Source organism: Pantoea alfalfae, assembly GCF_019880205.1.
Classification (GTDB): Bacteria; Pseudomonadota; Gammaproteobacteria; order Enterobacterales; family Enterobacteriaceae; genus Pantoea; species Pantoea alfalfae.
In genome coordinates, this window is sequence record NZ_CP082292.1 from 595283 (window position 1) to 610776 (window position 15494).

Genomic DNA, 15494 nt, shown 5'->3' on the forward strand with positions numbered 1-15494 from the left:
TTAGCGACGCGAAATGAGCATGCCGAGTGCGACGCCAATCGCTGCACCGATACCCACACCATGCCATGGATTTTCACGCACGTAGCCTTCAGCTTTCTGCGCCGCTTCGCGCGTAGTCGCAGCGATGCGCTCGCCTGATTCGCCCAGTCGCTCACGAGAGCTATCCAGCGCCACACGCGCTTTATTGCGAAGTTTATCCAGCTCACCTTTGGATTTTTCGGTGCTGCTGCTCAGCACTTCTTCCAGCGTATCAGCAAGGTTTTTCAGTTCAGCACGTAAATGTTCCGATGATGTGTCTTTAGACATAAAATACTCCTTTAACATCAGTTGGTTAATTCCGATTAATAGGGCTCCGCCTGTAACTTTTTCAGCTCCCGGCGCGCTTCATCCAGTTTTTGTTGTCGCCTGGCAATCTTCTCCCTGTCATGGCCCTCTTCACGCTCTTCCCTGAGTGCGTGCTCACGCTCAGCCACTTTCTGCTTCTGAGCATTAATTCTTTCCAGATGGGCCGCTTCCAGCTTTTTATCACTGCAATCAGCCCGGACTTCGGTCAGCGCACGCTCCAGGCCGTTAACCCGGCGCTGGTTGTTATGCTTCTGTGCCATCCCGATTTCACGCTGAATATCCTGTTCTTTCTGTTCACAAAGCGATTCTGCTGCCAGCAGCGAACCCGACAACGAAAGCAGCGCGACGCCCAGTAATACTTGATATTTCATCGGTCCTGAACCTTCCATTGCGATCTGATTCCTTATCACACGCGTAATGTTATGCCTGCGCGTGCTGAGAATCGACTCTCGGTTAAGCATAGACATCGATAGTAAAAAGTTCAAAGAAGACCGGGAGATAGGGCGCCTTTCAGACCGCCACACCCTGCCGCGGCGGCCTGAAAGCAAAGAGAGGAGCTTATTACGCCAGAGAGAGGTGCTGAGCGTGATCGTGCTGGGCCACGATAAAACCCTGTGGCAACAGTCGGCGCAATACCTTCTGTGCGGCCAGACTCTGCTCTTCGCTGTCAAAATGGATAATCAGTGCGTCACCCGCAGGCGTGATGCTTTTGATACGAATACCCTGCGCACTTAATTGCTGATAGAGATAAAAGCCATCAGGCAGCGTTGCACCAGCATGAGAAACCCGAATTTTCACTACCGTCTCGTGCTGCATCAGAGGAGGAACCACACAAAGCGCGGTCAGCGCAAGTGCGCCAGCGATCAACCACGGTATCCACCGTTTAGGAATAGCCTGCAGCAGTTTCATTACTCGGCTTTCCCGTTCTGATTCGCCTGACGCTTACGCCATAACACGACCAGCGATCCCACCAGGCCAAAGACCAGCAGCGCCAGTGGCAGCATCATCAGGAAGAACATCATCTCATCTTCATAACGACGGAAAATCGGGGTTTTACCCAGCGCAAAGCCGATAACGGTCAGAATGACTACCCAGAGGAAGGCGCTCACCCAGTTGAAGAACTGAAAGCGGGCATTGCTGAGGCCTGACAATCCGGCGATGGTCGGCAGCAGCGTTCGCACAAATGCGATAAAGCGGCCAATCAACAGGGCAGACAGACCATGGCGATGGAACAGACTGTGCGCGCGTAGATGATACTGGGCGGGAAGGTGAGAGAGCCATTTCTGTACCGTAGGCGTATTGCCCAGCCAGCGGCCCTGAATGTAGCTCACCCAGCAGCCAAGGCTGGCCCCAGTAGTGAGAACCAGAATCGTTAACGGGAAACTCATGGTGCCTTTGGCAATCAGAACACCAACCAGAATCAGCAGACTGTCACCCGGCAGAAATGCGGCAGGAAGAAGACCATTTTCTAAAAACAAAATCATAAACAGCACGCCGTAAATGGCCCATACCAGCGTGGGGTCGGAGAGAGTTTCGTAGTCCTGTTGCCACAGGGCATGCAGCAACGCTTGCAAAATATCCATCAATCATTCCTGAACATCATTGTTAAACATGTCCCACAGGGACTTAAACGCAGACCGGCATTTCGTTATAAATTTTAGGAGCGCAGCCTGGGCGGGGTTTTCCGGATCCTTCCAGAATTGATTGTTAAATCAGCGACTTTATAAAACCCTGTCGCAAAGGGTAATAAAAGGGCGATAACTGTAACAAAAATCGCCTGTCTGAGACAGGAAAACTCTCTGGCAAACAGGAGTTTTACCTTGTGAAACGGCGTGTAAAAAGGAGCTTTACATGACCTGACACTATTGCAGATTAACTGACCATCTCAGGGTGTTTTCAGGCACTTTTAGCGGGCGTTGTTGGATCCATCAGGCAGGATGACCGGATTTTCACCAAACATGTAACGATCCACGTTAAATTCAAAATCATCCGCCGTCGCGTTGAACAGCATCTGTTTAGTATTTTCCAGATGTTGCCACATCGCCAGTTTGCTGGCGGCGGGATCTTTACGCATCAGGGCTTTGAGAATCTGATCGTGGTCGTCGCACCAGCTGAGAATGCTGCGCTGGTCGATATGTTCGTGAAGTTTAAGCCAGTAGGGATTGTGCAGACGATGCAGCCACATTTTTTCAACGATGGCGGCCAGGGCACTGTTTTGGGTGGATTGTGCAATTCGCACATGAAACTGCATGTCCCACTCGGAGTCACGGAAGTGATCCTCCTGGCGGGCTTTTTCCTGGATCGCCATCAGATCGATAATGTCCTGACGCGTTACCTGGGTGGCAGCGAATTCCGCCACGTTACTCTCAATCAGCTGGCGCGCCTGCAGTAATTCAAACGGACCAAAAGTGGCAAACTCAAGCTGGCTGCTGGTAGCGGCGATGCGGTTCTGCTGCTGGCTGGCGATAACATGAATACCCGATCCTTTGCGAACCTCAACATAGCCTTCAACTTCCAGCATGATGATCGCTTCGCGGACGACGGTGCGGCTCACTTCCATCTCTTCAGCAATCAGGCGCTCGGCAGGCAGTTTTTCACCCACCGGGTAGATCCCGGTTTCAATGCGGCTTTTCAGCTCGCTGGCCAGCTGTTGATAGAGTCGACGGGATTCAGTGATGTCCATTGCACAATCCTGGTAGCAGACAGATAAGTTGTTATACCACTTCAGGGCGTGCGAGGAAATGGGCTGGCGCAAGCCAGCCCGGCGGGTTAACTGCGAACGGCGCTGGCTGACGGAATAACCGCTTCAGTATTCAGCTCTGAAACAGGTTTATTTTTCAGGACCGTCCAGATAACGACAGCACCCAGCAGATCGAACACTGCCAGCGCGGCAAAGAGCGGGCTGAAGCCCAGCGTATCGGCCAGGGCGCCGACAACCAGCGCAAACAGGGTACTGGCGGTCCAGGCGGCCATGCCGGTTAAGCCGTTCGCTGTCGCAACTTCGTTGCGGCCGAAAACGTCTGACGACAGGGTGATCAGTGCGCCAGAGAGGGCCTGATGCGCAAAGCCGCCGACGCACAGCAGGCCAATGGCGACGTAAGGGTTGGTAAATAGCCCGATGGTGCCTGGCGCAATCATTAATACCGCACCCATTGTCACCACCATCTTGCGGGAGACGATCAGGTTAACGCCAAACCAGCGCTGAAACAGCGGCGGCAGATAGCCACCCAGGATGCAGCCAAAATCCGCAAACAGCATCGGCATCCAGGCGAACATTGCAATCTCTTTCAGATTGAAGCCGTACACCTTGAACATAAACAGCGGTATCCAGGCGTTGAACGTTCCCCACGCCGGTTCTGCCAGAAAACGCGGCAGCGCGATGCCCCAGAACTGACGATTACGGATAATCTGCAGGGCCGACATTTTGTGGGTGTTGTTGGTCTGATGCTGCGCTTCCTGACCAGAGATAATATAGTCACGCTCTTCATCGCTCAGCTTCTTTTGCTGTTTGGGGTGCTTATAGAACACCAGCCAGCAGAGTGCCCACGCCATGCTCAGCACACCGGTCATGACAAAGGCCATCTGCCAGCTATGCGCCACGATTGCCCAGACGACCAGCGGCGGAGCCAGCATCGCACCGATAGACGAACCGACGTTAAAGTAGCCTACCGCAACCGAACGCTCTTTGGCCGGAAACCACTCACTGCTCGCCTTCAGTCCGGCCGGGATCATCGCCGCTTCAGCCGCACCGACGGCACCACGCGCCAGAGCAAGGCCGCCCCAGCTGCCCGCCATCGCCGTAGCGGCACAGAAAATCGCCCACATAATAGCAAACACCGCGTAGCCAACTTTGGTGCCAAGCAGATCCAGTACATAACCTGCCACCGGTTGCATCAGCGTGTAGCAGGCTGAATAGGCCGCAATGATGTAGGAGTACTGCTGCGTGGTGATATGCAGCTCTGACATTAGTGTCGGGGCCGCCACGGCAATGGTGTTACGGGTCAGATACCCTAATACCGTACCGAGCGTTACCAGCCCAATCATGTACCAGCGTAACCCTTTGATCTTACGCATCCTCTACCTCTTCCAGTTCTGTATGCGGTCTTGCCGCTGTTGTTATCTGGAGCGGGACAGCACGTGATGCAGCTCTGCTCACGCCCGCAGGTTCTGTATGAGCAACCCTGTTATGACCTTGCCCTTTGTGAGTCGCTAACGACCTCACGATGGGGCCAGAGCCTAACTTGTTATACAACTTTAAAAGTTGAGAGCCATCACAAAAACCCTTTCTGCACTGTGGGATACTGGAAACCTGCGAAATGACAGCCATTTAGCGCGCTGCGGACGACAGAAACGTCCATAACGGCAGTCAGGCACCGCCGTTTATGTGAGCAGGATCTCAAATAAATCCGTAACGAACTAAAATTGGTATGATAACTTTGGGCCATCAGTGGTTCAGTCGATGAGGAAGGATGTATGTCACGTTTCATGACCGAAGATTTTTTGCTGGATACCGAATTCGCCCGTCGTCTCTATCACGACTATGCAAAGGATCAGCCGATTTTCGACTATCACTGCCACTTGCCGCCGCAGCAGATTGCCGAAAATTATCGCTTCGCCAACCTTTATGACATCTGGCTGAAGGGCGATCACTACAAATGGCGGGCAATGCGCGCTAACGGTGTGGCTGAGGCGTTCTGTACCGGCAACGCCAGTGATCGTGAAAAATTTGACGCCTGGGCGCGCACCGTGCCTCACACCATCGGCAACCCGCTCTATCACTGGACCCACCTGGAGTTACGCCGGCCTTTCGGCATCACCGATACGCTGCTTTCTGAGAAAACCGCCGACACCATCTGGCATCGCTGCAATGAACTGCTGGCGCAGGATAGCTTTACCACGCGCGGCATCATGCAGCAGATGAAGGTGAAGATGGTCGGCACCACCGACGATCCGCTGGATGATCTGCGCCATCACCGCGCGCTGGCAGACGATGCCAGCTTCAGCGTCAAAGTGCTGCCGAGCTGGCGTCCGGATAAAGCCTTTAATATCGAAGCCGAAACCTTTCTGCCGTGGATCGCGACGCTGGAGCAGCTGACTGATATCAGCGTGCAGCGTTTTGACGATCTGCGCCGCGCACTGCATCAGCGGCTGGATCACTTTGCGGCTCACGGCTGTAAAGTCTCGGATCACGCGCTGGATGTCGTCTGTTATGCCGAGGCGGATGACGCCACGCTGGATGCAATCCTGGCGCGTCGTCGCAGCGGTGCCGCGCCCAACCCGCAGGAAACGGCCCAGTTTAAAACGGCGGTACTGGTCTGGCTGGGCAGCGAATATGCCCGCCGTGGCTGGGTGCAGCAGTATCATATTGGCGCACTGCGCAACACCAATCCGCGCCAGTATCAGCTGCTGGGGCCGGATGTGGGCTTTGATTCCATCAACGATCAGCCGCTGGCGGAACCGCTGGCGCGACTGCTGGGCGCACAGAATCTCAATAACGCGTTGCCAAAAACCATTCTTTACTGCCTGAACCCGCGCGACAACGAAGTACTGGCGACGATGGTGGGTAACTTCCAGGGCGAAGGCCAGGCGGGCAAGATGCAGTTTGGTTCAGCCTGGTGGTTCAACGATCAGCTGGATGGCATGCAGCGTCAGATGACGCAGCTGGCGCAGATTGGCCTGCTGAGCCGCTTCGTCGGGATGCTGACCGACAGCCGCAGCTTCCTCTCCTACACCCGCCACGAATATTTCCGCCGTCTGCTGTGCCAGATGATTGGCCGCTGGGTAGAGCAGGGTGAAGCGCCAGCCGATGAAGCACTGTTAGGTCAGATGGTACAGAACATCTGCTTCAACAATGCCCGCGACTACTTTGGCATCGAGCTGGGAGCCTGATAATGAAAAGGCTAAACCGCCACGACTTTCCGGGCGCGGTCTATCGCGAACGGGTGATCCAGTTTGGCGAAGGCAACTTCCTGCGCGCCTTTATTGACTGGCAGATTGACTGGCTGAACGAACATCAGGGCACCGATGCGGGGGTTGTGGTGGTGCGGCCGCGCAACCGTGAAGTCAGCGACAGCCTGAATCAGCAGGATGGCCTCTACACCACGCTGATCCGCGGGTTAAACGATCAGGGCGAACAGGTCAGCGAAACCCGGCTGATCCGCAGCCTGAATCGTGAAATTCAGCCTTATCAGCAGATTGGCGAGTTTATGGCGCTGGCCCGTAATCCCGATCTGCGTATGGTCTTTTCCAACACCACTGAAGCGGGCATCGCCTTTGTCGGCACGGACCAGCTCACCGATCAGCCCGCCAGCAGTTTCCCTGGCAAACTGACGCAGCTGCTGTGGGCGCGCTATTCGCACTTCAGTGGTGCCAGCGATCGGGGCTGGCTGGTGGTGCCGTGCGAGCTGATTGACCATAACGGCGACACGCTGCGCGAGCTGGTGCTGCGCTATGCCGACCACTGGCATCTGCCATCCGAATTTAAAACCTGGATTCATCAGCACTGTGCATTTTACAACACGTTAGTGGACCGCATCGTCACTGGCTTCCCGGCGGAAAGCGAGCAGCTGCAACGTGAGCTGGGTTATGAAGATCGCTATCTGGTGGCGGGCGAAGTCTACTACCAGTTTGTGATTCAGGGGCCGTCGGCGCTGTTCAGTGAGCTGAAGCTGGCGACGCTGTCGCCGCAGGTCCGGCATGTGGATGATATTGCGCCCTATAAAGCGCAAAAAGTGGCGATCCTCAATGGTGCGCATACCGCGATGGTACCGGTGGCGTATCTTGCCGGGATTGAAAGCGTCGGCGAGGCAATGGCCGATCCGGCCATTGCCGGATTTGTCGATAACCTGCTGCGTCACGAAGTGATCCCGACGCTCGATCTGCCCGCCGATGAACTTCACGCCTTTGCCGATGCGGTTCAGCGCCGTTTCCGCAATCCGTTCATTCGCCACGCGCTGCTGTCGATTGCTCTCAACGGCATGACCAAGTTCCGTACCCGTCTGCTGACGCCACTGCTTGCCGCGCATCAGCAAACTGGCGAATGGCCGACACACATCACCTTTGCGCTGGCGGCGCTGATCGCCTTTTATCGCGGTGAGTCAGCCGGCAAAAGCTGGCCGTTACAGGATGAGCCGCAGTGGTTACAGCGCTACGCCGATGCCTGGAAAGCGGTTAATGCGGACCAGATGTCGCCACAACAGCTGGTGCATGCTGTGCTCAGCGACGCGCAACACTGGGGCAAAGATTTAACCCGTCAGCCCGGACTGGCTGCGGTGGTCACCCAACACCTGCAAAATATCATCGCCCACGGAATGCGTGAGGCGCTGAGCCAACTGAGATAACGCTATGCAAGACGCAATTAAAATTGATCCCCGCGACAACGTCGCCGTGGCGTTACGTGACTTAGAGGGGGGCGCCACGATTGAACTGCCGCCACTGAGCGTGGCGCTGCAACAGGCCGTGGGACGCGGGCATAAATTCGCCCTGCAGCCCATCGCGCAGGATGAGCTGGTGATCAAATATGGGCTGCCGATTGCCCATGCCACACAGCCTGTGGCCGCCGGTGAGGTCATCCATTCGCAGAATGCCCGCACCAATCTCAGCGATCTGGATGAGTATGCGTATCAGCCCGAGTTTGTAACGCTTTCACCGCAGCCGGGTGACCGGGAGGTACAGATCTACCGTCGTGCCGGTGGCGAAGTCGGCATCCGCAATGAGCTGTGGATCCTGCCGACCGTTGGCTGCGTCAACGGGATTGCACGTCAGATCCTGCAGCGTTTCCTGAAAGAGACCCGGGACGCAGAAGGCATTGACGGCGCATTCCTGTTCAGCCACACCTTCGGCTGCTCGCAGCTGGGGCAGGACCATGAAAACACCCGCACCATGCTGCAGAATATGGTGCGCCATCCCAACGCGGGCGCGGTGCTGGTGATTGGTCTTGGCTGTGAAAACAATCAGGTCGATGCCTTCAGAGACACCCTCGGCGCGTTTGAAAGCGACCGGGTCGAATTTATGGTCTGCCAGCAGCATGACGACGAAGTGGAAGCCGGGCTGGAGCGTCTTCATGCGTTGTATGAAAAAATGCGCCATGACCGGCGTGAACCGGGCAAGCTTAGCGAGCTGAAGTTTGGTCTGGAGTGCGGCGGTTCGGATGGTTTGTCTGGTATCACCGCCAACCCGTTGCTGGGGCGTTTCTCAGACCAGATGATCGCCAATGGCGGCACCACCGTACTGACCGAAGTGCCGGAAATGTTTGGCGCAGAACGCATCCTGATGAGCCGCTGTCGCGACGAAGAGACCTTCGGCAAAACGGTGGCGATGATCAACGACTTTAAACAGTACTTTATCGATCACCAACAGCCGATCTATGAGAACCCGTCACCGGGCAACAAAGCGGGCGGTATCACCACGCTGGAGGAGAAGTCGCTGGGCTGTACGCAGAAAGCGGGGCAGAGTCAGGTGGTCGATGTGCTGAAGTATGGCGAGCGGTTAAAAACGCCGGGGCTGAATCTGCTGAGTGCGCCGGGCAATGATGCGGTCGCTACCAGTGCGCTGGCCGGCGCCGGTTGCCACATGGTGCTGTTCAGTACCGGACGCGGCACACCTTATGGCGGTTTTGTGCCGACGGTGAAGCTGGCGACCAACACGCCGCTGGCGGAGAAAAAACCGCACTGGATCGACTTTAATGCCGGACGGTTGATCGAAGGGATGAGCATGGATGCGATGCTGGAAGATTTTGTCGACAGCATTGTGGCGATTGCCAGTGGTCAGCAGACCAACAATGAGAAAAACGATTTCCGCGAGCTGGCGATTTTTAAAAGCGGTGTGACGCTTTAAACAAAACGACCCGCTAAAGTGCGGGTCGCTTGAGATCGTTGATAAAGTCCGGCTCTGTGGCGGTGAGACCGAGCCTGCGAAGGGAACACAGTCAGATCGGAAAGTCGCAAAGGCCGTCATCCATGACACGCTCGGCCCGCGCCATCCTTGGCGCGGGACGCTTTCCTCTTCTGCCCGTGTTCCCTGCGCGTTGAGTTTATCCGTTGCGGCTGGATTAACCCTGATGTGGGCATGGCAGCAGCCTTAAGCGATCCGTAATTATTCATACGGGTCGCCTTTTTTATGTTAACTGAATCAGGCCCGGCTTGTTTCGCGCTCCGCTTCTGCCTGACAGACAGCGGCAGTAAACAGAATATCGGTTGAGGAGTTCAGTGCGGTTTCCGCCGAATCCTGCAGGACGCCGATAATAAAGCCGACCGCCACCACCTGCATTGCCAGATCATTCGGAATGCCGAACATATTGCAGGCCACCGGGATCAGCAGCAGCGAACCGCCCGCCACGCCCGATGCACCACAGGCACAGAGTGACGCCACCAGACTCAGCAGAATCGCGGTCGGCACATCAATGCTGATCCCCAGCGTATGCACCGCCGCCAGCGTCAGCACGGTAATGGTGATCGACGCACCCGCCATACTGATAGTCGCGCCCAGCGGAATCGACACCGAATAGGTATCCTCATCGAGATCCAGACGTTTCGCCAGTGCCATATTCACCGGAATATTGGCGGCAGAACTGCGGGTAAAGAAGGCGGTCACGCCGCTTTCACGCAGGCAGGTGAAGACCAGCGGATAAGGGTTGCGACGGATTTTCCAGAAGACCAGCAGCGGGTTCACCACCAGCGCCATCAGCACCATGCAGCCCAGCAGCAGCGCCAGCAGATGGGCATATTGCCACAGCGCGCCAAAGCCGGTTGAGGCCAGAATCGACGCCACCAGACCGAAAATACCGATCGGGGCGCAGCGGATGACGCAGCGCACCAGCCAGGTTACCGCCTCAGAGGCATCGTTGAGAAAGGCACGGGTGCTGTCACTGCTGTGACGGAACGCCAGCCCCAGGCCAATGGCCCATACCAGAATGCCGATATAGTTAGCCTGCATCAATGCAGTGATCGGATTCGAAACCATGCTCATCAGCAGTCCACGTAACACTTCGGTGATGCCGGAAGGGGGAACGATTTCCGTGCTGCCCACCGCCAGCGTCAGCGTCTGCGGGATCAGATGGCTGAAGACCACCGCGACGACTGCCGCGAAGAAGGTGCTCAGCAGATAGAGCATAATAATTGGCCGGATATTGGTTTTCTGGCCTTGCTGGTGGTTGGCGATTGAGGCGATGACCAGCATCAGAACCAGCAAGGGCGCGACCGCTTTCAGCGCACTGACAAACAGTTCACCCAGCAGACCGACCGCCAGCGCGGCATCGTGTGAAATCCAGGCGAGCGCCACACCGGCGATCAGCCCAATCATGATTTGCTTCACCAGGCTTCCGGCGAGCAGCGTGCCCAGACGTGCGGAGAGAGTTTTCTGCATAATATTTTCTATATTTTGTCGCGGATGTAGTTTCAGACGCGATGTTTTGCATCGGCTAAAACGGTTTGCCCGGCGGAGTATAAGGAAAAGATCGGACGAGAAAAGAGAAAGTTCTGTTGCTGTGGGGTATGTCGGATTTTTATTATGCTGAATAGTGGAAGTGTGACAGAGAGATGAAATGGCGTGGCAGGCTGCCGCAAAATAAAACAGGGGCATCCGCTGCCCCTGCAGGTAATTATGGTGTGAGCTTTTTCTGGTCTCTTTTGCGGTTAACCCAGGCGTTGATCAGCAGGGTAGACGCCAGAATGGCACCGACTACGCCCAGTGAGATCCCGACCGGAATATGGTAGAGGTCGACAATCAGCATTTTGAAGCCGATGAACACCAGCACAATCGCCAGGCCATACTTCAGCATTGAGAAGCGCTCTGCCACGTTCGCCAGCAGGAAGTACATGGCACGTAATCCCAGAATCGCGAACAGGTTTGAGGTCAGCACGATAAACGGGTCGGTCGTGACGGCGAAGATCGCCGGGATACTGTCGACGGCAAAGATCACGTCGCTGAGCTCCACCATAATCAGCACCAGCAGCAGCGGCGTCGCAAACAGCACGCCGTTTTTGCGGGTGAAGAACTTCTCGCCGTCGAGATCATCGGTCATGCGTAAATGCTTACGCAGCCAGCGCACCACTGGCTTGTCGCCCACCGCACCGTCATCCTCTTTCGCCAGCGCCATTTTCACGCCGGTAAACAGCAGGAACGCACCAAACACATAGAGGATCCAGCTGAACTGCGTGACCAGCCAGCTACCTGCGAAGATCATGATGGTACGCAGCACGATAGCGCCTAATACGCCATAGATCAGCACCCGTCGCTGCAGGTTGGCCGGAATAGAGAAGTAGCTGAACAGCATCAGCCAGACGAAGACGTTATCCACCGCCAGCGCTTTTTCCAGCACGTAACCGGTCAGGAAGGCGAGCGTCTGCGTATTAGCCACTTCACGTCCCGCGCTGCCCTCCAGATACCACCAGAAAGCGGCGCTGAACAGCAGTGAGACGGAAACCCAGATCAGCGACCAGACAGCCGCCTGTTTGAAAGACATGGTCTGCGCGCCGCGACGTCCCTGCAACAGCAGGTCGATAGCCAGCATGATCAGCACCACAACCGCAAAGCTGCCCCACAGTAAAGGCGTACCCACAGTTTGCATATTCGTATCCTGTCTTAAAAATAAAAAAACGGCTGAAGTCAGAAGACGTCAGCCGCTTATTTTTGTGTAAGCAAACCTCGCCTTCCGGCAAGGTCTCACTTACAACACAGAAATGGATTCCGGGTTGCCTGATGACCGGATGCCTGCGCATCGTAGTGACGATCAATCAGCTTACAAGTTACTCCCCTTTGCAGGAGGGTAAGTTACGGTTTAGCCGCACAGGAAGCAACTCCTCACAGACATATTTAGAAATATTTACACAGCAGCATGATCGGCAGGGAAGATCACGCCGGTCTGACGCCGGATTTCGGTCAGCAACGCGGCGGTAATGCGCGAAACCTCAAGCCCCGGATGGTCCACCTGGCGCTGCTCAACCAGCCGGGCAAAAACGGCCGCTTCGTACAGCATGGTGTTGATATGTTGCGGCTGGCTCAGCGCCTGCTTTTCCGCGCCCCGCGGCACAAAGGTCAGCTGCTGGCACTCCGATAGCTTTTCAATCACCAGCGCGCCCGCTTCACCCTGAATCTCGCTGGGCAGGCTGGAATCACTCACCTTCGAATGCAGAATCGTCACGTCGAAATCACCGTAGCTCAGCACCACCACGCCATGTGCATCCACGCCGCTCGTCAGCAATGTCGCAGTGGCCTGCACACTATCTGGCTCGCCCCACAGCGTCACCGCCGAGGCCAGACAGTAATACCCGATATCCATCACCGAGCCATTCGACCAGCGCGGATCAAAAGTATTGGGGTTCTCGCCGTTGAGATAGCGCGGGTAGCGTGAAGAGTACTGACAGTAATTCAGCAGCGCTTTTCGCAGTTTACCCACGTCAGGCAGCGCCTGCTGTAGACGCAGGAAATTCGGCAGGCTGGCGGTTTTAAATGCCTCAAACAGCACCACCTGATGCTCACGAGCGCAGGCGATCATCTTCTCTGCTTCGGCCAGATTTGAGGCCAGCGGTTTTTCGCAAATAACATGCTTGCCGTGCGACATAAACAGCAGCGCCTGCTGGCAGTGCAGGGCGTTGGGGCTGGCCAGATAGACCGCATCGATCGCCGGGCTGGCGGCCAGGGCGTCCAGTGAGGTAAAGGTCTGTTTGCAGGGATAATCGGCGATAAAGGCGTCGGCCTGCTGCTGACTGCGTGAATAGACCGCGCAGAGCTTCATCGCTCCGGTTTCATGAGCGGCATCAATAAACTGGCGTGTAATCCAGTTTGTTCCCACAATGGCAAAACGAATCACGTCATCTCTCCGGCAGCGGTAAAGCGGCAGAGTAACATCTCACCGACGCGGTGCAAGCGCGCCGGGCAGGCAGGGATTGATCCTGCGATCCGCATTCCAATACTATGCGGAAGCAATAATAAACAGGCATCAACCAGGGAGCACAGGTGAAAGCAAGTAAGCACGCATTAAACTGGACCACATTGCTGATTGCCATTCCGGTCGGGTGTGCGGCGTCGCTGGTGACGCTGGCTTTTCGCGGCGTCATTGAACTGATCAACCATCTGCTGTTTGCGCGCAGTGGCGACATTACCGAATCCCTGCATCTCTGGCCGTGGATCTTCTGGCCGCTGCTGGTGGGCGCGGGCGGCGTGCTGGCGGGCTTTTTCCTGCGTTATGCGGTTGCCATTGAGCAGCAGCAGACGGTGAAAACGGATTACCTTGAAGTGATCAACGCCCGGCTCGATGCGGTGCCGACCAAAACCTCGCTGTTCCGCGCCCTGTCGTCGATTGCCAGTATCGGCAGCGGCGCGTCGATCGGTAAAGAGGGGCCGATGGTGCAGCTCTCAGCACTGTGCGGCAGCGCGATTGGCCGCCTGTTACCGTCCTCGCTTAACCTGAAAAACAGTGACGTCGTGGCGATGGCGGCCGCGGCGGGCCTCTCGTCGGTCTACCATGCGCCGCTGGCGTCGGCGATTTTCGTCGCGGAGATTGCCTTCGGTATTTCCGCGTTGCAGCGGCTGATCCCGCTTATTATCGCCTCGGCGACGGCGGTGATGACTATGTGGACGCTGGGCTTCCGCAGCGCGCTCTATCCGCTGGCGGACGCGAATTTCGCTATGGATCTGAGCAGCCTGCTGATGACGGTGGTGATCGGTCTGAGCGCCGGTCTGGCGGGCTGGATACTGATTAAGTGTATCGCTCGCAGCAAAATGCTGTTCAGCCGGGTCGCCTCGCTGCCCGTGCGTCTGGGCGCGGGCGGATTCGCCGTAGGCTTACTGGCGCTGATCTCCACCGATATCCTCGGCAACGGCTACGAGGTCATCGTCAAAGTGATGGCGGGTGACTATCTGCTGCCGGGCCTGTTGCTGCTACTGGTGCTGAAAACCCTCGCCACCAGCCTGTCGGTAGGATCGAACGCGGTCGGCGGACTCTTCACGCCTTCGCTGCTGATTGGCGCACTGCTTGGCGTCATCATCGCGACGGTGGGTGCGGCGCTGCATCTGCCGCTCGGCAATGTGCTGCTCTATGCCGCCATTGGCATGGCGGCAGTGCTGGCGGCGGTCAGTCAGGCGCCGTTGATGGCGATGCTGATGGTGCTGGAGATGACGCTCAACAGCAGCCTGTTGTTCCCGCTGATGATCGCTACCGTGCTGGCGTCGATGGTGGTTTATCGCCTGCAATCAGTCAGTACCTATCCGGTGGTGAGTCATCACTTCAGCCGTTCAGAGGCGAAATATGATTTCGATAATATGCGCATTGCCGAGTTGATTATTCCCGGCGCGGCGCTGCAGCCGGAAGAGTCGGTAGGGCAGGCGCTGGCGGTCAGCTCGCTTAAGCGTGAACGCTACGTCTATGTCATTAATGCCGCAGGCGCTTTCCTCGGCGTGGTCTCAATTCATGAGATTTCGCGCCGGGTGCTGGCGCAGGAGATCACCCTTGATTCACCGGTGCAGTGCGTGATGGATCAGGATTTTCCGGTGGTGTTTGAGAATCAGAGTATGCGTGAAGGGTGGGAGGCGTTTGCGGCGGTCACGCTGGAGCGACTGCCGGTGCTTAACAATCCCCAGGAACGACGCTTTCTGGGCGCGCTGACCAAAACCAGCCTGATTCAGAAAGCACAGGAGTTTCTTTAAGCCGCGTTACCGCGCATCGCCTGATCAGTCATCCAGAGCCGCGCATCAAATTCGAGCTGGTGGTAATCCGGCTCCATATGGCAGCAGAGCTGGTAGAACGGCTTATCGTGGTCTTTCTCTTTCAGGTGTGCCAGTTCATGCACCACGATCATTCGCAGAAACGGCTCTGGCGCAAGGCGGAAAAAGGTCGAGATGCGGATCTCCGCTTTCGCCTTGAGTTTGCCGCCCTGAATCCGTGAGATGGCCGTATGCAGGCCAAGTGCGTGCTTCATCACCTTAATCCTGTTATCCCACATCACTTTGCTGATGGGTGGCGCGTTGCGCATATAGCGATTTTTCAGCGCCTGGGTGTAGTCATATAGCGCTTTATCACTCATCACGTCGTGAGTGTCCGGATAACGTTCCTGCAGAAACGCACCTAAGCGCTGGTGGGTAATCAGCGTCTGAACCTGCTCAAGAAGGGGGGCAGGGTAACCCTGAAGGTAGATCAGTGAGGACATTAGGGA

14 protein-coding genes are annotated in these 15494 nt (G+C 56.3%); 4 read left to right on the top strand and 10 right to left on the bottom strand.

Annotated elements, in window-relative coordinates:
• From K6R05_RS02910 to K6R05_RS02935, 6 genes are all read right to left on the bottom strand, one after another.
• On the bottom strand, positions 1 to 306 hold the full coding sequence (locus K6R05_RS02910) for an ElaB/YgaM/YqjD family protein (RefSeq protein ID WP_089414886.1): 306 nt from the start codon (positions 304 to 306) through the stop codon (positions 1 to 3).
• 35 nt (positions 307 to 341) lie between these two features.
• On the bottom strand, positions 342 to 716 hold the full coding sequence (locus tag K6R05_RS02915; protein ID WP_161735362.1) for a DUF1090 domain-containing protein: 375 nt from the start codon (positions 714 to 716) through the stop codon (positions 342 to 344).
• A 190-nt stretch (positions 717 to 906) separates the two neighbouring features.
• On the bottom strand, positions 907 to 1254 hold the full coding sequence (gene mzrA / locus K6R05_RS02920) for an EnvZ/OmpR regulon moderator MzrA (protein WP_161735360.1): 348 nt from the start codon (positions 1252 to 1254) through the stop codon (positions 907 to 909).
• Positions 1254 to 1928 (bottom strand): DedA family protein, encoded by a 675-nt coding sequence (locus tag K6R05_RS02925; RefSeq protein WP_098052313.1) that lies wholly within the window; start codon positions 1926 to 1928, stop codon positions 1254 to 1256. Before K6R05_RS02925 ends, mzrA begins: the two co-directional genes overlap by 1 nt.
• Before the next feature lie 323 nt (positions 1929 to 2251).
• On the bottom strand, positions 2252 to 3028 hold the full coding sequence (exuR, locus tag K6R05_RS02930; protein WP_150013533.1) for a transcriptional regulator ExuR: 777 nt from the start codon (positions 3026 to 3028) through the stop codon (positions 2252 to 2254).
• Positions 3029 to 3114: 86 nt separating this feature from the next.
• Positions 3115 to 4419, bottom strand: a complete 1305-nt coding sequence (locus K6R05_RS02935; RefSeq protein ID WP_161735356.1) for an MFS transporter — start codon at positions 4417 to 4419, stop codon at positions 3115 to 3117.
• A gap of 399 nt (positions 4420 to 4818) precedes the next feature.
• Here K6R05_RS02935 and uxaC point away from each other — a divergent pair, with 399 nt between their 5' ends.
• From uxaC to K6R05_RS02950, 3 genes are read left to right on the top strand one after another with little or no spacing between them, the layout of a single operon-like run.
• Entirely contained in the window at positions 4819 to 6234 is a 1416-nt protein-coding gene (uxaC, locus tag K6R05_RS02940; RefSeq protein WP_222924953.1) for a glucuronate isomerase, read from the top strand.
• A gap of 2 nt (positions 6235 to 6236) precedes the next feature.
• Positions 6237 to 7685 (top strand): tagaturonate reductase, encoded by a 1449-nt coding sequence (locus K6R05_RS02945; protein ID WP_161735352.1) that lies wholly within the window; start codon positions 6237 to 6239, stop codon positions 7683 to 7685.
• Between the two features lie 4 nt (positions 7686 to 7689).
• Positions 7690 to 9180, top strand: coding sequence for a UxaA family hydrolase (locus tag K6R05_RS02950; RefSeq protein WP_222924954.1), 1491 nt, complete (start codon positions 7690 to 7692; stop codon positions 9178 to 9180).
• A gap of 294 nt (positions 9181 to 9474) precedes the next feature.
• Here the strand turns inward: K6R05_RS02950 and sstT are convergent, their stop codons facing one another.
• The 3 genes from sstT to K6R05_RS02965 all read right to left on the bottom strand — a co-directional run bounded on the left by sstT (position 9475) and on the right by K6R05_RS02965 (position 13153).
• Positions 9475 to 10707 (bottom strand): serine/threonine transporter SstT, encoded by a 1233-nt coding sequence (sstT, locus tag K6R05_RS02955; RefSeq protein WP_061063447.1) that lies wholly within the window; start codon positions 10705 to 10707, stop codon positions 9475 to 9477.
• A gap of 235 nt (positions 10708 to 10942) precedes the next feature.
• Positions 10943 to 11911: a TerC family protein gene (locus K6R05_RS02960; RefSeq protein WP_161735347.1), complete on the bottom strand. Its 969-nt coding sequence runs from the start codon at positions 11909 to 11911 to the stop codon at positions 10943 to 10945.
• Between the two features lie 255 nt (positions 11912 to 12166).
• Positions 12167 to 13153: a Gfo/Idh/MocA family protein gene (locus K6R05_RS02965; protein ID WP_161735345.1), complete on the bottom strand. Its 987-nt coding sequence runs from the start codon at positions 13151 to 13153 to the stop codon at positions 12167 to 12169.
• Positions 13154 to 13299: 146 nt separating this feature from the next.
• On the opposite strand from K6R05_RS02965, the gene K6R05_RS02970 reads away from it, so the two are divergent.
• Entirely contained in the window at positions 13300 to 14988 is a 1689-nt protein-coding gene (locus K6R05_RS02970) for a chloride channel protein (RefSeq protein ID WP_222924955.1), read from the top strand.
• On the opposite strand, the gene K6R05_RS02975 is transcribed toward K6R05_RS02970, so the two are convergent.
• Positions 14985 to 15488, bottom strand: coding sequence for a M48 metallopeptidase family protein (locus K6R05_RS02975; RefSeq protein WP_222924956.1), 504 nt, complete (start codon positions 15486 to 15488; stop codon positions 14985 to 14987). The genes K6R05_RS02970 and K6R05_RS02975 overlap by 4 nt on opposite strands.
• Positions 15489 to 15494: the final 6 nt, after the last annotated feature.